The sequence below is a fragment of the Nocardia otitidiscaviarum NBRC 14405 genome, assembly GCF_000308635.1.
Lineage (GTDB): Bacteria > Actinomycetota > Actinomycetes > Mycobacteriales > Mycobacteriaceae > Nocardia > Nocardia otitidiscaviarum.
On the sequence record NZ_BAGD01000097.1, the window covers coordinates 194,910 to 214,296 of the forward strand.

The window sequence follows — 19,387 nt, forward strand, 5'->3', positions numbered from 1 at the left end:
ACACGCCCAGCAACCTGGTTTGGGAGGGTTCAGCTAACGGTTCCCAATGATTACGTCTGCGAAATATGGGCCGGAATCGTCGTCGGTTTCCAAGCTGGCCTTGCCTTTTCGTAGGCGTCGATCTCGTCGCAGCGACGCAGAGTGAGACCGATGTCGTCCAGCCCTTCGAGCAGGCGCCACCTGGTGTAGTCATCAATATCGAACGGCAACACAACGGTTCCCGCCGACACCGTGCGCGCCTCGAGGTCGGTCACCAATTCCAGACCGGGCTGTTCCTCGAGCAACTTCCAGAGCAATTCGACATCGTTCTGTGACATTCGAGCGGCCACCAGACCGCCCTTGCCGGCGTTGCCCCGGAAGATGTCGGCGAAGCGCGAGGAGATCACGACCCGGAAGCCGTAGTCCATGAGCGCCCAAACCGCGTGCTCTCGTGAGGATCCGGTACCGAAATCCGGACCGGCGACCAGGACACTACCCCGCTTGTAAGGCTCGGTGTTCAGAATGAAGTGCGGATCCGTTCGCCAGGCCGCGAACAGACCGTCCTCGAATCCCGTTCGGGTGACGCGCTTCAGATACACGGCCGGGATGATCTGGTCGGTGTCGACGTTGGACCGGCGCAGCGGAACACCGATCCCCTTGTGAACCTTGAACGCTTCCATCGTTTACTCCTGAAGTCTGGTGAGAAAGGGCCGAATCGATGCCGGATCAGTTCAGATCGGCCGGTGAGGACAGGGTTCCGCGCACCGCGGTGGCCGCCGCGACCAGCGGCGAGACCAGATGCGTGCGGCCGCCCTTGCCCTGGCGGCCCTCGAAATTGCGGTTCGAGGTGGAGGCACAGCGCTGACCGGGCGACAGCTGGTCGGGATTCATGCCCAGGCACATCGAACACCCGGCCTGGCGCCATTCCGCGCCGGCGGCGGTGAAAATCTCGCCCAGCCCCTCCTTTTCCGCCTGCGCCCGCACCCGCATGGAACCCGGGACGATCAGCATCCGCACACCCGCCGCGACCGTGCGGCCCTTCAGAACTTCTGCGACCGCGCGCAGATCCTCGATGCGGCCATTGGTGCACGAACCCACGAAAACGGTGTCGACGCTGACCTCGCGCAGCGGCATCCCCGGGGTCAGATCCATGTAGCGCAGCGCCTTCTCGGCCGCCTCACGCTCGGTCTCGTCGGCGATCTCGGCCGGAACCGGCACGGTGGCACCCAACGGCGCGCCCTGACCCGGATTGGTGCCCCACGTGACGAAAGGCGTCAGCGCCGACGCGTCGATATGCACCTCGGCGTCGAAAACCGCGCCCTCGTCGGTCTTCAGGGCCTCCCAGGCCGCCACGGCGGCGTCCCAGTCCGCACCCTGCGGGGCGTGCGGGCGGCCCTTCAGGAATTCGTAGGTCACCTCGTCGGGCGCGACCATACCCGCCCGGGCACCGGCCTCGATCGACATGTTGCACATGGTCATCCGGGCCTCCATGGACATGGAGCGCACCGCCTCGCCGCGGTACTCCAGCACATAGCCCTGACCGCCGCCGGTGCCGATCTGCGCGATGACCGCGAGGATCACGTCCTTGGAGGTCACGCCCGGCGGCAGCTGACCGTCGATATTGATGGCCATGGTCTTGAACGGCCGCAGCGACAATGTCTGGGTCGCCAGCACATGTTCCACCTCGGAGGTGCCGATACCCATGGCCAGCGCGCCGAACGCGCCGTGCGTGGAGGTGTGCGAATCACCGCACACCACGGTCGTTCCCGGCTGGGTCAGTCCCAGCTGCGGGCCGACCACGTGCACGATGCCCTGGTCCAGATCGCCCATCGGGTGCAGCCGGATGCCGAATTCCTCGCAGTTGCGGCGCAGCGTCTCCACCTGGGTGCGCGACACCGGATCGGCGATCGGCTTGTCGATGTCGATGGTCGGGACGTTGTGGTCCTCGGTGGCGATGGTGAGATCCGGGCGGCGCACCGGGCGGCCCGCCTGCCGGAGGCCGTCGAACGCCTGCGGGCTGGTCACCTCGTGGACCAGGTGCAGGTCGATGTAGATGAGGTCGGGTTCGCGCTGGTCGCCCTCGCCCGCGCCGCGGACGACGACGTGCTGCTCCCAGACCTTCTCCGCCAGAGTGCGTGGCCGGTGGGCCATATCTCCATCACCTTTCGATAGACAGCGCCGCGCCCGGGCTGGTGGCGCGGTCGTAGCGGCTCGCGGGCCGTCGGGGAGTCGAGTTGCAATTCCCAACATACGAGACGCTAATATCGTTCTATGAGACAGCATAGCGGTATCGGGGTGCTCGACAAAGCCATGGCGGTGCTGGCCGCCGTCGCCGAGCAACCCTGCGGCCTCAACGAGCTGTGCACCCGCACCGGCCTGCCCCGCGCCACCGCGCACCGGCTGGCCGTGGGCCTGGAGGTGCACCGGATGCTGGCCCGAGACAACCAGGGCCTGTGGCGACCCGGACCCGCGCTGTCGGAGCTGGCCACCACCGCCAGCGACCCCCTGCTCGACGCGGCCGCCACCATCCTGCCGCGCCTGCGCGAGATCACCGGCGAGAGTGTGCAGCTCTATCGCCGCGACGGTAATGCCCGCGTCTGCGTGGCGGCCATGGAACCGGCCGCGGGCCTGCGCGACACCGTGCCGATCGGGGCGCGCATGCCGCTCACCGCGGGTTCGGCCGCCAAGGTGCTGCTCGCCTGGGCCGACACCGACCTGCAGCGCACCGTGCTGGCCGACGCCGTCTTCGGTGAGCGCGCGCTGGCCGAGGTCCGCCGCCGCGGCTGGGCGCAGAGCGCCGCCGAACGCGCGGCCGGGGTGGCGAGCGTGTCGGCCCCCGTGCGCGACGCCGCCGGCGCGGTGGTCGCCGCCGTCTCGGTATCCGGACCCATCGACCGGATGGGCCGCCGCCCGGGGGCGCGCTGGGCCGCCGATCTGGTGGCCGCCGCCGAGGCCCTCCACAAGCGCCTCTGACGGGCGTTCCGGTGGCCGATGGGATCGCGGACCGTCCGCGGCCCCACAGCCGCCACAACGCCCACAGCCGCCCCTCGGAGATCACGGGTCGCAGCGCTCGCTTCCGGCGAGCGGTGTGACCTGCCTCATACGCCGTAAAGTACAGTCTCCACATGGGAGTTAATCAACGCGCCGCGATCGTGATGACCGACCAGGAGATCACCGATTTCCTCGAACGCAGCCGCATCGCCACCCTGGCCACGCTCGGCCCCACGGGCACGCCGCACCTCACCGCCATGTGGTACGGCCTGATCGACGGCCACCTGTGGTTCGAAACCAAGGCGAAGTCGCAGAAGGCCGTCAATCTGCGCCGCGATCCGCGCGTCACCGTGCTGGTCGAGGCCGGCGACACCTATGACCAGCTACGCGGTGTGTCCATCGAGGGGCGGGCCGAAATCGTCGACGATCCCGAGGCGCTGTTCCGGGTCGGCGTCAGCGTGTGGGAGCGCTACACCGGCCCCTACAGCGAGGATATGAAGCCGTTCGTGGAGCAGATGCTGAACAAGCGCGTGGCCGTGCGCGTGGTGCCCGAACGGGTGCGCAGCTGGGATCACCGCAAACTCGGCATGCCCGCGATGCCGTTGGGCGGTTCAACCGCGAAAGCCTTGGACTGAGAATCTCGTTCGGCACGCCTCGCGCGAACCCGGCGAAAACAGTGAAAGGCCCCCAACCCGAGGTTAGGGGCCTTTCCTTGTAGTCCCGACGGGATTTGAACCCGCGCTACCGCCTTGAGAGGGCGGCGTCCTAGGCCGCTAGACGACGGGACCAGGATTGGTTGCGAGCAACCGAGAGCTCCGGAAAGCTCCGCTGGGGTACCAGGACTCGAACCTAGAATGGCTGAACCAGAATCAGCTGTGTTGCCAATTACACCATACCCCAATGACCTGGGCGTTCGGTCGCTCCCTTGTGGGGCTCTCGACCTCGCTTCCGGCCGAGAAAGAGATTACCAAACGCCACCCGGTCAACTACAAATCGGCTGGTCAGACCCCCTGTTTCCGGTCATTTCGGGCCGCTGGCGCCCAGCGCGGCACGCAACCGGGCCATGGCGGTCTCCCGACCGAGCAGCTCCAGGGACTCGTACAGCGGCGGACTGATGTGCGATCCGGTGACCGCCACCCGCACGGGTGCGAACGCCTTGCGCGGCTTGAGGCCGAGCCCGTCGATGAGCGCCCCCTTGAGCGCCTCCTCGATCGGCGCCGCCGTCCACTCCGAAACACCGTCCAGCGCGGAAATGGCCGCTTCCAGCACCGGAACGGCGTCGGGGCCGAGATTCTTTTGCGCGGCGGCCTCGTCGACGGTGAACTCGTCGGCCGGGACGAAAAGGAACTTCAATAGATCCCACGCATCGCCGAGCACCACGATCCGGGTCTGCACGAGATCGGCCGCTATGGCGAACAGCTTGTCGTCCACCTCCGCGCCGATATGCCCGTGTTCGGTGAGGTAAGCGCGCAGCCGGTGAGCAAAGTCACCCGGTTCCAGCAAACGAATATGTTCGGCGTTGATCGCATCGGCCTTCTTCTGGTCGAAACGCGCCGGATTCGAATTCACTTTCGAAATATCGAACGCCGCCACCATCTCCGCCATGGAGAAGACGTCATGATCATCGGCGATGCTCCAGCCGAGCAGCGCCAGATAATTCAGCAAACCCTCCGGAATGAACCCGCGGTCGCGGTGATGGAAGAGATTCGACTCCGGATCACGCTTCGACAGCTTCTTGTTCCCCTGCCCCATCACGAAGGGCAGATGGCCGAACTCCGGGGTGAACTCGGCGACCCCGATCCGCCGCAGCGCCGCGTACAGCGCCAACTGCCGCGGCGTGGACGACAGCAGATCCTCGCCGCGCAGGACGTGGGTGATCCGCATCATGGCGTCGTCGACCGGGTTCACCAGCGTGTAGAGCGGATCGCCGGTGCCGCGGGTGAGGGCGAAGTCCGGGACCACACCCGCCTTGAAGGTGGTCTCCCCGCGCACCAGATCGGTCCAGGTGAGGTCGTGGTCGGGCATCCGCAGCCGGATGACGGCGGGGCGGCCCTCGGCCTTGTAGGCGGCGATCTGCTCGGGGGTCAGATCGCGGTCGTAGTTGTCGTAGCCCAGTTTCGGGTCGCGACCGGCGGCCCTGTGCCGGGCTTCCACTTCCTCAGGGGTGGAGAAGGATTCGTACGCCTCCCCCGCCTCCAGCAACCGGCCCACCACGTCCAGGTGGATGTCCCTGCGCTGCGACTGCCGATACGGACCGTAGGGCCCGCCGACCTCCGGTCCCTCGTCCCAGGTGAGGCCGAGCCAGCGCAGGGCGTCGAGAATCGCCTGGTAGCTCTCCTCGGAATCGCGTGCGGCATCGGTGTCTTCGATGCGGAAGACGAAGGTGCCGCCGGTGTGCCGGGCATAGGCCCAGTTGAACAGGGCGGTGCGGACCAGGCCGACGTGCGGCGTGCCGGTGGGCGACGGGCAGAACCGGACCCGGACGTCGGACCCGGCGGGCGGGGAGTGGGGGTGTGACATCAGCTCTTCTCTCGATCAGCGTTTGGTGGCAACGGGATTGGTGAGGGTGCCGATGCCCTCGACGGTCACGGACACGCTCTGCCCCTCCCGCATCGGCCCCACGCCCTCCGGCGTGCCGGTGAGGATGACATCGCCGGGCAGCAGCGTCATCACGGTGGACACCCATTCGATCAGCTTCGGGATGTCGTGCAGCAGTAGCGAAGTACGGCTGCGCTGCTTCACCTCGCCGTCGAGTTCGGTGACGATCTCCAGATCCGATGGGTCCACCGAGGTTTCGATCCACGGCCCCAGCGGGCAGAAGGTGTCGTAGCCCTTGGCCCGGGTCCACTGGCCGTCGTGACGCTGCTGGTCGCGGGCGGTGACGTCATTGGCGACGGTGTAGCCCAGAATCGCCGAGTGAGCCTTGGCGGCCGGGACGTTCTTGAAGGCACCGCCGATGACGATGGCCAGTTCACCCTCGTAATCCACCTGAGAAGAGCTGGGCGGCAGGATGATCGGCAGGTTGGGGCCGATCACCGAGGTATTCGGCTTCATGAAGATGACCGGATCGGCCGGGGCCGGGCCGCCCATCTCCTCGGCGTGGGCCGCGTAGTTCTTGCCGATGCAGATCACCTTGCTCGGCAGGATGGGCGCGAGCAGCCGCACGTCGGCCAGCGGCCAGCTGCGGCCGGTGAACGTCGGTGTACCGAACGGGTGTTCGGCGATTTCGCGGGCGACGGTGTCGCCGTCGTCTCCTTCGATGCTGACGAAAGCGACCCCATCGGGGCTGGCAACTCGACCTAGGCGCATGGGTCGCAGTCTATCGACCGGCTTCCACCTGCCCGAACGTGCCCGGCCAAGGGCGGCCACGAACCTCGGACGCCCGGAATACGACGGCCGCGCAGCGGCCGAGCCACCCTCCCCCGCACCCGTCGCCGCGAATGTGAAAACGACCGTAACGCAACGCAACTCGACGGAAAGCGACAAGGCCGTCGAGCCGTCGCACCGGTGTGAGCAAACAGACAGCTCGCCACTGGAATCGACTTGCGCCACGGGTGTACCGTGAGCAACGATGTCCACACAGTAAGACATCGATCCCATATATTGAGACGCGAGGTGATGGCCATGGCCACCGTGACCCAGATCGGCACGTCGAAACGGTGGTCCATGCTCGCGCTCGGCGTCTTCGCGCAGGCCGCCAGCGCGGTCTTCGTCCACGGCACCCCGTTCCTGCTGCCCGCCCTGACCGACCGCGGACTGTCGCTGGCCACGGCCGGTCTGCTGGTAGCCATGCCCACGGTGGGCCTGGTGTGCACGCTGATCGCCTGGGGCTACGTGGTGGACCGCATCGGCGAACACCGGGTCCTGGTGGCCGGACCGGCGTTGATGCTGGTCGCGGGTGTGGCGGCGGCCACGGTCACCGACTACGCCGCGCTCGGCGCGCTGCTGTTCCTGGGCGGCATGGGCGCGGCCAGCACCAATGGCGCGAGCGGGCGGGTGATCGTAGGTTGGTTCCCGCCGCGGCGCCGCGGCCTGGCCATGGGCATCCGGCAGACGGCCCAGCCGCTGGGGGTGGGCATCGGCGCGTTGAGCATCCCCACCGTCGCTGCGGCGCACGGGTTCTCGACCGCCATCCTGGTTCCGGCCGTGATGGCGGGCTTGGCCGCGATCGGCTGCCTCTTCGGCATCATCGACCCGCCGCGCCCGGAACCCGCAGGCGCACACGGCCGCCCGGCCAATCCGTACCGCGGTGACGCCACCCTGTGGCGGATCCATATCGTCTCGGTGCTGCTGGTCATCCCGCAGGCGGCGCTGTGGACCTTCGCCCTGCTGTGGCTGCACCGCGATATCGGCTGGTCAGTGCCGGTGGCCGGGGCGGTGGTCACCGCCACCCAACTGCTGGGCGCGGGCGGCCGCATCGGCGCGGGCATCTGGTCCGACCGGGTCGGCAGCCGCCTGCGGCCGCTGCGCACGGTGGCCGTCGCGGCGGTGATCTCCATGGCCGCCCTGGCCGTCACGGCCTGGCTGGAATGGTGGTGGCTGGCCATCCCCATCATGTTCGCCGCCTCGGTCATCACCGTCTCGGACAATGGCCTCGCCTTCACCGCCGTGGCCGAGATCGCCGGACCGTATTGGAGCGGACGCGGTTTGGGCATCCAGAACACCGGCCAGAACCTGGCCTCGGCGGCCCTGGCCCCCACCTTCGGCGCCCTCATCACCGTCGCGGGCTTCCCCGCCGCCTACCTGCTGGCCGCCGTAATCGCCGTAGCGGCGGTCCCATTGGTCCCCACCGACCCGAAACCCGGAGCCCCACAGTGACTCCCGTGACGTCAGTACACGAAAGCGGCTGATGTGACCAGAGGTCGACCACATCCACGATGGTGACACGCGCCGCGCACATCACCCCCGGACAACCGAAACGCCCGCGCCGGAAAGGTCTTCCAGCACGGGCGTTTCGGGTTTACGGCTCAACCTACACCGAGGCGGCGATGCGGTCACCGATCTCGACCGTGGAGGCCGGGGCGGTGCGGGCGGCGAGGTCCTTGGCGACGGCGGCCTCGATGCGAGCGGACGCCTCGGCGTCGCCGAGGTGGGCGAGCAGCAGGGATACCGAGAGGATGGCGGCGGTGGGGTCGGCCTTGGACTGGCCCGCGATATCGGGGGCGCTGCCGTGCACCGGCTCGAACATGGACGGGTTGGCGCCGGAGGCGTCGATATTGCCGGAGGCGGCCAGGCCGATACCGCCGGAGACGGCGGCGGCCAGGTCGGTGATGATGTCGCCGAACAGGTTGTCGGTGACGATCACGTCGAAGCGGCCCGGATCGGTGACCATGTGGATGGTCGCGGCGTCGATGTGCTGGTAGGCCAGTTGGATATCGGGGTATTCGAGGGCGACCTCGTCGACGGTGCGCTGCCACAGCGAACCGGCGTAGGTGAGCACATTGTTCTTGTGCACCAGGGTGAGATGCTGGCGGCGCTGCTTGGCCTTCTCGAAGGCGTAGCGCACCACGCGCTCGATGCCGAAGCGGGTGTTGGTGGAGACCTCGGTGGCCACCTCGTGCGGGGTGTTCACCCGGATCGCGCCGCCGGTGCCGGTGTACGGGCCCTCGGTGCCCTCCCGCACGACGACGAAGTCGATCTCCGGGTTGGCCGACAGCGGCGAGGTGACGCCGGGGTAGAGCTTGGACGGGCGCAGGTTCACGTGGTGATCGAGTTCGAACCGGGTGCGCAGCAGTAGTCCGCGCTCGAGCACGCCGCTGGGCACCGACGGGTCGCCGATCGCACCGAGCAGAATGGCGTCGTGCTGCTTCAGCTCGGGCAGCACGGAGTCCGGCAGGATCTCGCCGGTCGCATGGAACCGCTTGGCTCCCAGGTCGTATGCGGTCTTCTCGACACCGGGCACCACCACGTCGAGCACCTTGAGGGCCTCGGCGATGACCTCGGGACCGATACCGTCGCCCGGGATGACAGCGAGTTTCATGAACTTTGCTCCGTTCGGATATGACGCCCGTGAGTTACGGGCCACGATAGCGGGCACCCGCTCGCCCACCCACACCAGGGCAACCGCATCTCAATCAGTGGGATAAGGCCACAGCAGGTGAGGTAGCCAACTTCCCAATCTATGAGATTTGGAGGCCATGACGGCACCCGGAACGCGCCGAGCCCCCTCCAGACTCGCGGAAGGGGGCTCGGCGGCAAGGACTTTCGGGCGTCTCGGCTACCCGGCGCTCAGCTCAGGTCGACCTGCGCGACCTTGGCCGCGCCGACGGCCTCGGCGATGGACGCCTGCACCTCGGCCGGAACCTCCTGGTTGACGCGCAGCACGACGGTCGCGCCCTCCTTGTCGAGGTCCTGGGTGAGCTGCGCGGCGAGGATGTCGATCCCGGCCTCGCCCAGCTTGCCGGCCAGGCGGCCCAGCTGACCCGGACGGTCCTCGTAGTTGAGGACGGCCAGGTTGAGGCCCTCGGCGCGCATGTCGTAGTTGCGGCCGTTGATGTTGACGATCTTCTGCACCTGCTGCGGCTCGGTCAGGGTGCCCGCCACATTCAGGGTGCGGCCGTCGCCGAAGACGGCGCGCAGATCGACCAGGCTGCGGTGGGTCGGGCTCTCGGTGTGGGTGGTGACCGAGGCCTCCAGGCCGCGGTCCTTGGCCAGCGACGGCGCGTTGACGAAGGTGACCGCGTCTTCGATGAGCGCCGAGAACACCCCGCGCAGGGCCGAGAGCTCCAGCACCGCAACGTCATCGGCGGCCAGCTCGCCGCGCACCTGCACCTCCAGGCTGACCGGCAGCTCGTCGGCGAGCGCGCCGAGCAGCGCACCCTGCTTGCGCACGATCTCCAGCCACGGGGCGACATTGTCGGTCACCGAGCCGCCGGTGACATTGACCGCGCCCGGCACGAACTCCCCGGCGAGGGCGAGCTGCACGGACTTGGCGACATCGGTGCCGGCGCGATCCTGCGCCTCGGCGGTGGAGGCGCCCAGGTGCGGGGTCACGACGACCTGCGGCAGGTTGAACAGCGGGCTGTCGGTGCACGGCTCGGTCTCGAACACGTCGATACCGGCGGCGCGCACGTGGCCGGAGGTGATGGCGTCGGCCAGGGCCTGCTCGTCGATCAGACCGCCGCGGGCGGCGTTGACGATGATGACGCCCTTCTTGGTCTTGGCGATCGTCTCGGCATTCAGCATGCCCTTGGTCTCGGGCGTCTTGGGCAGGTGGATGGAGATGAAGTCGGCGCGCTCGAGCACCTCGTCCAGGCTCACCAGTTCGATGCCGAGCTGCGCGGCCCGGGCCGGGGAGGTGTAGGGGTCGTACGCGATGATCTTGGTCTCGAAGGCCGCGAGGCGCTGCGCGAACAGCTGCCCGATCCGGCCCAGGCCGATGACGCCGACGGTCTTGCCGAGAATCTCGACACCGTTGAACTTGCTGCGCTGCCAGGTGTGCTCACGCAGGGTGGCGTCGGCGGCCGGGATCTGGCGGGCGGCGGCCAGCAGCAGGGTGACCGCGTGCTCGGCGGCGGTGTGGATATTGGAGGTCGGCGCGTTGACCACCATGACACCGCGCTCGGTGGCGGCCGGGACGTCGACATTGTCGAGGCCCACGCCCGCGCGGGCGACGACCTGCAGCTTCTTGCCGGCCTCGAGCACCTCGGCGTCGACGGTGGTGGCGGAGCGCACCAGCAGCGCGTCGGCCTCGGGCACGGCGGCGAGCAGCTCGGCCCGGTTGGGTCCGTCGACCCAGCGAACCTCGACGCCGTCACCGAGCGCGTCGACGGTCGACTGGGCGAGCTTGTCGGCGATCAGAACTACAGGACGGCCTGCTTGGCTCACTGGGGGTACTCCTGGAGGAATGGGGTCGGCATTTTCGCGGCCCAGCTTAATGGGCGCGATTTCGGGTGGCCTTACCGCCTGGTAGGCGGGTGCCTTCACTACGGCGAGCGGGGACTTCCCACTGAGCGGGACTTTCTAGGTCAATTGTCCAGATTCAATGCGCGCCGGACGCTCTGCGCGGCTACGGTGCCGCGCATGTCTCGCAGATTGCTGGCGGCGGCCGCACTGGCCGCCCTCCCCCTCGCCGCGGCGGCACCGGCCACGGCCGCCCCGACCGCGAACAAGGTCGTCGTCATCGGCATCGACGGCACGCTGTGGAGTGAGGTGCGCGCCGCGAACGCCCCGAATCTGGGCCGCCTGGCCGCCGAGGGCACCCTCGCCCGCACCTCCATCGCCCCGCACACCACCATGTCGTGCGTGTCCTGGGCGACCGCGCTGACCGGCGTGTGGGATACCAAACACGGCATCCAGGACAATGGGTCCACCTGCAACCCAACACCTTTCGCGTCGTACCCGACGGTGTTCACCCAGGTGGAGCGGACCCGGCCGCAGCTGTCCACGGCATCCATCGGAACCTGGGACACGATCGGCATGATCGCGCGCACCGGCGACCCGAGGGCCGACCGGGTGGAGGTCACGCAGTTGGATCCGACCGGTGCGGGCATCTGCGAGACGACGGCCGACGCGAACGCGACCGCGGGCGTGGTCTCCGCCGTCGAGGACGGCACGGATCTGGTGTTCACCCACCTGGATCAGGTGGACATCGTGGGCCATACGCTGCGCGGCATCTGGCCGCGGGCGTACCGCGACGCCATCGGCCGGGCGGACGCTCTGGTCGGCACGATCACGGCGGCGGTGGACGCCCGCGCCGCGGCACATCCCGACGAACGGTGGACGATCCTGGTCACCACCGACCACGGCCACACACCGGACGGCGGGCACGGCGGGCAGAGTGCGTACGAGACGGCCAGTTTCGTCATCGCGCGCGGCGCGGGCTTCGCGGCCGGCGCCGAGTACAACGGCTACACGCTGGCCGACATCACGCCGACCGTGCTGGACCTGCTCGACATCCCCGCGCCCGGGAACCTGGACGGCGCGTCGATGCTGTCGGGCGGTTCGGGCGACCCGTCCGCCCCGGTGCCCGATACGCCGCCGGTCGACGCCGGAATCACCGGCTCGTCCTCCGGTTCGGCGCAGGCCGCGATGGTGAACAATCCGCTCTGCATCCTGGGCAGCGGCTCGGCCAGCGGCTCCGCGAGTGGATCGTTCGACAAATAGCCGGAAACGCGAAAAGCCGACCTCGGGGCTACGGATCCCGAGGTCGGCTTTCGAAGTCGACTAATTCGACGTCAGATTCAGCCGCCGAACGAGCCGGTCCACAGGGTGTCCAGGATGCCGTGCAGCGCGGCGCTGCCGGTGGCGAGCAGACCGTTCAGGGCAGCGGAACCGGTGTCGATAATAACGGGGATCATGGGATACCTCTCCTTGCGAATTCCCAATTGAACTTCTGACGCCGAGCATATCGGGCGGATTTTCGGACCCGTTACCGAGGTTTACGACTATGTGATGTGTGCAACAAAAAGTAACAATGTGTGGGCGCAGTCATATAGCCCCTATCGGTCATTCATATCACGGAACTATCACACACAGTCGACACAAGTCTTCAAGCCCCGAAAACCAGTGGCACCGCGCCACCGCCCGGGACTAGCCTCACCGGCCATGCCCCTGCGCGCGATCCCCGCCTCCATGGACCCCGCGGTGGTCGCCACGATCGACGGCGAACTGGACCGGATCGAGCGCGACCACCGGGTCGGCGTGCGCCTGGCCATCGAAAGCGGCAGCCGGGCATGGGGTTTCCCGTCGCCCGACTCCGACTACGACTGCCGGTTCGTCTACGTCGCCCATCTGGACGACTACCTGACGCCGTGGCGCGGCCGCGATGTCATCGAGACACCGCTGGTCGGCCTGCTCGACGTGAACGGCTGGGAGCTGGCCAAGGCGCTGCGCCTGCTCGTGGCGGGCAATGCGGTGCTCGTCGAATGGCTGATGTCGCCGATCGTGTATCGCGGCGATGCCGAATTCCGGGACGAACTCCGCGAATTGGCCCATGCGGTGGCGGATCGGAACCGGATCGCCATGCATTATCTGCACCTGGGCAGGCGGCAGTGGCGGCTGTTCGATTCGAATCGCTCGCTGAAGAAGGTGTTCTATTCGCTGCGTCCGGCGATGGCATTGCGCTGGCTGCACGAACACCCGAATTCGGCGGTCGCGCCCATGCACTTGCCGACATTGCTCGAACAATGCGAACTGCCCGCCGATCTCACCGGTGCGGTACACGAATTGACCGAGTTGAAGTCACGGACGCGAGAAATGGGAGCAGGAGCGGTGCCCACCCCCATCAGCGATTTCATCACGGCCGAATTCGACCGGGCGGCGGACGCGTTCACCCGTGAGCGCGGCCACGACCGGAGCCGGGCGCACGCCCTGACCGCCGACTTCTTCAGACGTCAGGCGCTGCGCTGACGTGGGTGGCCTCCGGGCCGGGTTTGGCGCGCCGCCATTCGAACTCGACCCGCTGACCCTCCTCCAGCCAGCGGAAACCCTCCCCGGCGATGGCGGTGTACTCGACGTAGACGTCCGGACCGCTGTCGTCGGGGGTGATGAAACCGAAACCCTTCAAGCTGTCGAACCACTTCACCGTGCCGCGAGCCATTCCCGTTCTTTCTCGACCATCGCAGGGATTCGAAGGGCACGGCCCCCACCCGCGCCCGCCTAAGCGTGGCATGCGACCTCGCGGCGAACAACCGGCGGGCCGGGCACCACTTCGAGAAGACCCGCTGACACGGCCGACCGCGGCGGCGACAATGGTGGGGCCGCGCGATCCCGTTCCGGGGAAGGAGTCCCATTGGTGAGCAAGAGCCGACTGCTGAACAGGCTGGCGGGACGGTTCGCCGGGCTGACCGATTCCGGCCTGCCCATCCCGACTCCGGCCGAGACCGTTGCCGCGCGACGGCATTTCTTCGGCGAGGCGGTCGACCCCGCCACCGGTGAGGTGAGCCCGGATCGGGTGCTGGCGGCCTGGTTCGGCTGCGCGGGATTCGCGATCGCCATGGGCGGCACCGTGTTTCTGCTCGACGCCTGGGTGCCGCGCGGGTTGACCTCGCATTACGTTCCCACCACCCCGGCCCAGCTGGCGGCGCTGCGCCCCGAGGCCATCTTCATCGGCCACGGGCATTTCGATCACGCGGCCGACGCCGGGCCGATCGCGCAGGCCAGCGGTGCGACGGTGTACGGCACGGCCGAGCACTGCGCGGCCATTCGCAAGCAGGTCGCGTTCAAGGCCGAATTCGCCTGTGTGGAATTGGGTTCCGCCGACTCCGGGCCGGGTGACCGCTACGATTTCCCGCTGCTGCCCGGATTGGAGGTGACCGCCGTGCGCCACCTGCACTCCGCGCCCACCCGCCGTGGCCCGACCTCCTCGGCCCGCGTCTCCCCCGCCCCGTGCCTCGGCGATATCCGCACCCACCGCCCGACCCTGGCCGATGCCACCCACCTGGTCCGCCATCTCTCCGCGCCGGAGGGCGGCACCCTGCTGTACCAGTTCCGTACCGCCGATTTCACGCTCACCTGGCACGATTCATCCGGCCCGCTGCTGGACCGCGCGCCCGAGGTGCTCGAGATCCTGCGCGCCCTGCCCGCCTCGGACGTGCACATCGGCGCGATCCAGGGCTTCAACCAGTTCACCAACGGCCTACGCGATCCCCGCAGCTACGTGGAGGCGTTGCGCCCCACGATCTTCGTACCGAACCACCACGACAACTGGCTTCCGCTCATCACCGCACGCGGCGAGGCGTTCCGCACTCCGCTGCACGCGGAACTGGCGAAACTGCCGGAGGCCACCCGCCCCGAAGTCCGCATGCTGGTCGACCCCGACGACTATGTTTCCTGCGCGCGAATGACTTTCAAATAATCCATCCCCGCACAGCAATTCGGTCACATACCGACCGCCGAGCACGTAGCCTGCACGGCTATGTGGAGTATCGTCGCCATTTCCATCGTCGCCGTCATCATCATCGGACTGGGTTTCGCCGTGGGCCTACCGCGCGATTGATTCCTGTCTCGGCCGCACCAGTACGTTGACGCCATGTCCTCCCCCGCCCACGACGCCCGCACCCAGGTCGCCGCGGCCGCCCGCCGCCTCGCCGAAGCCGGACTCCTGATCGGCACCGCGGGCAATGTGAGCACGCGCGTCGACGACCGCATCGCCATCACCGCCACCGGCACCGTCCTCGCCGACATCACCCCCGACCAGATCACCGTCGTCGACCCGCACGGCACCGTGGTCTCCGGAACCTTCGCCCCCACCTCCGAACTCCACCTCCACCTGGGCATCTACCGCGACTTCGACGCCGGCGCGATCGTCCACACCCACGCCCCCAAATCCACCGCCGTCGGCCTGGTCCTCCCCGAACTCCCCGTCCTCCACTACCAGCAACTGCCGCTGGGTGGCCCCACCCCGGTAGTCCCCTTCCACCCGTTCGGTACTCCCGAACTCGCCGACGCCGTCCGCGCAGCCCTCCCCGGCAAACAGGCGGCTCTACTGGCCAACCACGGCGCTGTCACTCACGCGGCAACCCTCGACGACGCGGTGGAACACGCCCTTCTCCTGGAGTGGGCCTGCACTCTATTTCTCGACGCGGCAATCATCGGCACGCCCCGCGCGCTGACCACTGAGGAGCAGGCAGCGGTCACGGAGGTAGTCCAGCGCACAGGGTATGGCAGACCCATGGCGCTCGACCAACATAGGTGAGGATGCACAATGCCCAATCACACTGTGCCAGAACATGTCTGCGTGCCATCCTGAAGCAGCGAACATGTCGGTGCCGCATGGCAAACTGCCGCCATGGCAAGCAGCGCTGAAGAAGCCCTCAGACAGGAGATCTTCCACCACCTCGATCAGCTGGTTGCGGATACGGGTGTCGTGACCCGGTCGCAGTTGTGGGATTTCACGGTCGACGGCGAGGTCCACCGGTTGATCGACCGGAACCGTGGCATCAGAAATCCGCGCTACTTGGAAGCGACGCTCTCGATCCTGTCGGATCCGGACAGCTCCTATGCCGACGAACAAGTCGACGACTCGCTGTTTGCTTACGACTACCGGGAAGGGAGTGTCGACGGCGACAATCGAAAGCTCCGCCGCGCGTACGAGCTCGGTCTGCCGCTGATTCTGCTACGTAAGATTGCCGACGGAGTCTTCCACCCGGTGTTTCCGGTATGGGTCGTTGCCGACGACAAGCAGAACCGGCGTTTTCTGATCGCATTGGATGCGAACCTGCGCGCGGTGGCCGACCCAGAGCACCTGGCACCGATTGAGCGTCGGTACGCGGAGCAGATCACCGCGCAGCGACTGCATCAACCAGAGTTTCGAGCCCGAGTTCTGCGGGCGTACGAATACCGCTGTGCCGTTTGCGCTCTGGGGCAACCAAGACTACTCGATGCTGCCCATATCATCGCGGATGGTGAAGCTCACAGCAGCGCCACTGTGGATAACGGCCTCGCGCTGTGCAAGTTGCACCACGCAGCGTATGACGCCAACTATCTCGGGATCGCACCGGACTACACAATCCACGTATGCAAATCGCTCCTCGAGCAGACCGATGGCCCACCCATGCTCCAGCACGGACTGCAGGATATGCACAAGCGCCGGATCACCGTGCCAAGGAAACGCAGCGAGCGGCCCGCATCCGATCGCCTCGCTGAGCGATTCGACAAGTTCTCCAGCGACGGCGAGACCGAAAGTCAGATATCGGGCGTCGGCTGAGCTAGCGCTACGCCCAAGGGAGGTGAAGCGACACTGTTTGGCGGTGCTGCCCCGCTGGTACAGCACTCCGTTCCTCGTTCGATTGCTACGGCATGTCGCGTGAACTGGGGTTTCGTGTCGCAATGCAGCCAGGTAGATTCGAACACATGAGCGATACCGCCGAGGTCGAGCTCACCAGCTACGAGTTGGTGGAGCGACTGCAAGCGGTCCATACGCAGATCGCCGCCGCCCAAGCCGAGGAAGTCGCTCTGATGACGCGGCTGTATCGACTGCGCCGCGCGCAGCAGCTCGAGGCCGGGGTCGCGGCGCGGTACGCGGGTGAATCGGCGGCCACCGAAATCGGTGTGGCGGTGCGGGTCTCGCAACGCACCGCCGACGGCTTGATCGCCCTCGGTATGGGATTGGCGCGACTGCCACGCACCCGGCGCGCCTTCGCGGAGGGCCGCATCGACCTGGCACGGGCACGCGCCATCCACGACACGCTGGTCAACGCACCGGACGAAGCGGTGACCGAACTGGAAGATCTGGTCGTCGCACGAGCCGAACGCTGCGACCCCGCCCGCTTGCGGAACACGATCCGCAAGAAGCTGCTCGAGATCGACCCGGCCGGACAGACCCGCCGCCGCCAGGAGGCCGAACGGGAACGATACGTCGCGGTGCGCGCCGCCGACGACGGCACCGCGCTACTCGACGGCGTCCTCCCCGCCGCCGGAGGCTGGAGCCTGTTCGAACGACTGCGGGAGATGGCGATCACTCAGTGCTGCGCGGCGGACCCGCGCACCATGAACCAGCGCCGCGCCGACGCACTGGTCGCGCTCGCCGACGGCAGCGGACAACTCACCTGCGGCTGCGACCTGTCCGACTGTCCCCGCCGCGACCCCGACGCTCCCGTTCCGAACAGGCGGCGCGCGCTGGTGCAGGTCGGTGTCAGCGCGGCCACACTGCTCGGGGTGCAGGACAACCCCGGGCTGCTGGCCGGATTCGGAGCCATCGACGCCGACCTCGCCCGGCAGATCGCCCGCCACGCCCGCTTCCAGGTCATCACCGAAACCACCGGCCCCGAAGGCGAACTCGACACATCGGCACACTCGGCCGAGCCGACTACGACGGCACCGGAGAGTACCGAGAATACCGACACCACCTGTCCCCCAGCGCCCTCAACGGATCCACGGGAGTTGCGATACCGCCCGAGCGCTACCCTCGCCGCACAGGTGCGAGCCCGCGACGGTAGCTGCCGAGCCCCCGGCTGCGGGGTACCATCCACGGCCGCCGACCTCGATCACCAGCTGCCCTTCAACCACCGTTCCCCCGCTTCCGGTGGCCGCACAACGGAGCACAACCTCTCCTGCCACTGCCGCCGCCACCACCGCTTGAAAACCCTGGCCGACCACGGACTGAACGGCTGGACCGTCACCCACCACCAAGACCGGCGCATCGAATGGCGCACCCCCACCGGCGGTGTGATCACCACCCACCCCGAGGGCGCAAAGTTCCTGTTCCCCCGCTTCCCGGTACCCGCGACCCGGGTGAAACCGATTGAGCCACAATCCGATCCACCGCTGTTGGACCCCGGGCCAGTGGTCAACGCACTAACCGAACTACTGCACGTCTACGTCCCACCGGGCCGCCGCAGCCTGTGCATCCGCCGCGACGGCCAGCCAGTCCGAGTGGGGGCTGCCTTGTGCGACCTCGGCGACACCGACGAGGATGCGGATCGCCCGCCGTTCTGACCTCGAACCCGGACATCCACCCGAGGCTCACATGGCTGGGTACGGGCTTGGCGCACAGGGAATCTCGCTCACCGTGCCGGGTGCGAAGGTGTTCAGCATCAACGCCGCCACGGTCGGGTCGACGGAGATCGCGTTGTGGCCCGCCAGGTTCACCGGGCACACGTCCTGGAGCACGATGTTCGTGGCGTTGGGTGCCTCCCGATATCCGCTGGTGTATGGGATGACCTCGGTGTCGGCTCGGGTGAGGAGGTTGGTGTAGTGGACTTCCGGGGCGTAGACCCCGGCGGCTTGGAGGTCGATGATGAAATCCGAGATGGGGAGCATGTCCACGCAGCCTTGGCAGGTGGGGCGGAGGGCGGCGAAGACCGGGTCCTGGGCATTCAGGCCGTAGACGGTGTTCACCACCGGGTCGGCGGCGTGGGTGCCCGCGTAGATGGGGGCGAGGTTGAAGATCTGGTCGACCACCTGGGAGCCGCCCTCGAACAGCAGATAGTGGGCGGCTACCAGGGTGCCTTCGGACCAGGCGAGGAGGTTGACCCTGTCGGCTCCGGTGGTGGCGCGGACGCGGGTGACGAAATCGCGGAGTTCCCTGCTGGAATCGGGGATCGGGGCCAGGCCGCCCACTCCGGCGAGGGCGGCGGGCTGGTCGGGGTACCTGCCGTAGGTGACGGAGAAGACGCAGAAGCCGTGGTTGTGCAGGAGCGGGGACATGGCGGGCCAGCCCGCGCCGTTGCCGAGGACGCCGTGCACCAGGACGATCGGTTCCGGGTGTTCGGGAGTGGGGGTGCAGGTCCAGTCGTTCGCGCCGGGCGGGTCGAAGGGGGTCTTCGCGCCGGTCATATCGGCGACCAGGATCGGGATGGAGTAGTGCACGGGGAGTTGCTCGGGGTGCGCTGCCGCGGTCCCTGGGACGGCCAGGGAGGCGGTGAGGGACAGCAGGATACTGAGCCAGATCCGACGCAACGGGAAGACCTCCGCGAATCGACGCCAACGGTGCGGTTGCCGAAAAGTCGCTGAGCGACCGGTCGTTACCTTAACG

At 67.8% G+C, this 19,387-nt stretch carries 17 protein-coding genes and 2 tRNA genes; 9 read left to right on the top strand and 10 right to left on the bottom strand.

Annotated elements, in window-relative coordinates; translation table 11 throughout:
• Positions 1-50 precede the first annotated feature (50 nt).
• Positions 51-659 carry a 3-isopropylmalate dehydratase small subunit gene (gene leuD / locus ON31_RS21640; protein ID WP_029930116.1) on the bottom strand — a complete coding sequence of 203 codons (609 nt, stop codon included), beginning with the start codon at positions 657-659 and terminating at the stop codon, positions 51-53.
• A 46-nt stretch (positions 660-705) separates the two neighbouring features.
• Positions 706-2,130: a 3-isopropylmalate dehydratase large subunit gene (gene leuC / locus ON31_RS21645; RefSeq protein WP_029930117.1), complete on the bottom strand. Its 1,425-nt coding sequence runs from the start codon at positions 2,128-2,130 to the stop codon at positions 706-708.
• Between the two features lie 120 nt (positions 2,131-2,250).
• Between leuC and ON31_RS21650 the strand changes: the two genes are divergently transcribed.
• Both ON31_RS21650 and ON31_RS21655 read left to right on the top strand, forming a co-directional pair.
• Positions 2,251-2,952: an IclR family transcriptional regulator gene (locus ON31_RS21650; RefSeq protein WP_029930118.1), complete on the top strand. Its 702-nt coding sequence runs from the start codon at positions 2,251-2,253 to the stop codon at positions 2,950-2,952.
• A gap of 152 nt (positions 2,953-3,104) precedes the next feature.
• Positions 3,105-3,605, top strand: a complete 501-nt coding sequence (locus ON31_RS21655) for a pyridoxamine 5'-phosphate oxidase family protein (RefSeq protein WP_039816176.1) — start codon at positions 3,105-3,107, stop codon at positions 3,603-3,605.
• An 80-nt stretch (positions 3,606-3,685) separates the two neighbouring features.
• Here ON31_RS21655 and ON31_RS21660 read toward each other — a convergent pair.
• From ON31_RS21660 to ON31_RS21675, 4 genes are all read right to left on the bottom strand, one after another.
• Positions 3,686-3,758: transfer RNA gene (locus ON31_RS21660), tRNA-Glu, on the bottom strand.
• 40 nt (positions 3,759-3,798) lie between these two features.
• A tRNA-Gln gene (locus tag ON31_RS21665) sits at positions 3,799-3,870 on the bottom strand.
• A 120-nt stretch (positions 3,871-3,990) separates the two neighbouring features.
• Positions 3,991-5,490: a glutamate--tRNA ligase gene (gene gltX, locus ON31_RS21670; protein ID WP_039816177.1), complete on the bottom strand. Its 1,500-nt coding sequence runs from the start codon at positions 5,488-5,490 to the stop codon at positions 3,991-3,993.
• A gap of 15 nt (positions 5,491-5,505) precedes the next feature.
• Complete coding sequence (locus tag ON31_RS21675; RefSeq protein WP_029930121.1) at positions 5,506-6,279, bottom strand: fumarylacetoacetate hydrolase family protein; 774 nt, start codon at positions 6,277-6,279, stop codon at positions 5,506-5,508.
• 315 nt (positions 6,280-6,594) lie between these two features.
• Here ON31_RS21675 and ON31_RS21680 point away from each other — a divergent pair, with 315 nt between their 5' ends.
• A complete protein-coding gene (locus ON31_RS21680; RefSeq protein ID WP_039816389.1) occupies positions 6,595-7,788 on the top strand; it encodes an MFS transporter in 1,194 nt (397 codons plus the stop codon).
• Between the two features lie 154 nt (positions 7,789-7,942).
• Here the strand turns inward: ON31_RS21680 and ON31_RS21685 are convergent, their stop codons facing one another.
• Both ON31_RS21685 and serA read right to left on the bottom strand, forming a co-directional pair.
• The gene (locus ON31_RS21685) at positions 7,943-8,950 is read right to left on the bottom strand and encodes a 3-isopropylmalate dehydrogenase (RefSeq protein WP_039816179.1); all 1,008 of its coding nucleotides are present in this window, start codon (positions 8,948-8,950) and stop codon (positions 7,943-7,945) included.
• A 248-nt stretch (positions 8,951-9,198) separates the two neighbouring features.
• Complete coding sequence (gene serA, locus ON31_RS21690; RefSeq protein ID WP_039816181.1) at positions 9,199-10,797, bottom strand: phosphoglycerate dehydrogenase; 1,599 nt, start codon at positions 10,795-10,797, stop codon at positions 9,199-9,201.
• Between the two features lie 195 nt (positions 10,798-10,992).
• On the opposite strand from serA, the gene ON31_RS21695 reads away from it, so the two are divergent.
• Together ON31_RS21695 and ON31_RS21700 are read left to right on the top strand one after the other, a co-directional pair.
• Positions 10,993-12,075 carry an alkaline phosphatase family protein gene (locus tag ON31_RS21695; RefSeq protein ID WP_081592641.1) on the top strand — a complete coding sequence of 361 codons (1,083 nt, stop codon included), beginning with the start codon at positions 10,993-10,995 and terminating at the stop codon, positions 12,073-12,075.
• Between the two features lie 441 nt (positions 12,076-12,516).
• The gene (locus ON31_RS21700) at positions 12,517-13,320 is read left to right on the top strand and encodes a nucleotidyltransferase domain-containing protein (protein WP_085996462.1); all 804 of its coding nucleotides are present in this window, start codon (positions 12,517-12,519) and stop codon (positions 13,318-13,320) included.
• Here the strand turns inward: ON31_RS21700 and ON31_RS21705 are convergent.
• A complete protein-coding gene (locus ON31_RS21705) occupies positions 13,298-13,510 on the bottom strand; it encodes a cold-shock protein (RefSeq protein ID WP_039816183.1) in 213 nt (70 codons plus the stop codon). The two genes, ON31_RS21700 and ON31_RS21705, sit on opposite strands and share 23 nt — an antisense overlap.
• 195 nt (positions 13,511-13,705) lie before the next feature.
• Between ON31_RS21705 and ON31_RS21710 the strand changes: the two genes are divergently transcribed.
• The 4 genes from ON31_RS21710 (at position 13,706) to ON31_RS34790 (ending at position 18,348) form a co-directional block, all read left to right on the top strand.
• Positions 13,706-14,767: an MBL fold metallo-hydrolase gene (locus ON31_RS21710; protein WP_039816395.1), complete on the top strand. Its 1,062-nt coding sequence runs from the start codon at positions 13,706-13,708 to the stop codon at positions 14,765-14,767.
• 174 nt (positions 14,768-14,941) lie between these two features.
• A complete protein-coding gene (locus ON31_RS21715) occupies positions 14,942-15,607 on the top strand; it encodes a class II aldolase/adducin family protein (protein ID WP_039816185.1) in 666 nt (221 codons plus the stop codon).
• 93 nt (positions 15,608-15,700) lie between these two features.
• A complete protein-coding gene (locus ON31_RS21720; protein ID WP_051037568.1) occupies positions 15,701-16,618 on the top strand; it encodes an HNH endonuclease in 918 nt (305 codons plus the stop codon).
• A gap of 146 nt (positions 16,619-16,764) precedes the next feature.
• Positions 16,765-18,348, top strand: coding sequence for an HNH endonuclease signature motif containing protein (locus tag ON31_RS34790; RefSeq protein ID WP_051037569.1), 1,584 nt, complete (start codon positions 16,765-16,767; stop codon positions 18,346-18,348).
• Positions 18,349-18,375: 27 nt separating this feature from the next.
• On the opposite strand, the gene ON31_RS21730 is transcribed toward ON31_RS34790, so the two are convergent.
• Complete coding sequence (locus tag ON31_RS21730; RefSeq protein WP_051037570.1) at positions 18,376-19,311, bottom strand: esterase/lipase family protein; 936 nt, start codon at positions 19,309-19,311, stop codon at positions 18,376-18,378.
• Between the last annotated feature and the right edge of the window lie 76 nt (positions 19,312-19,387).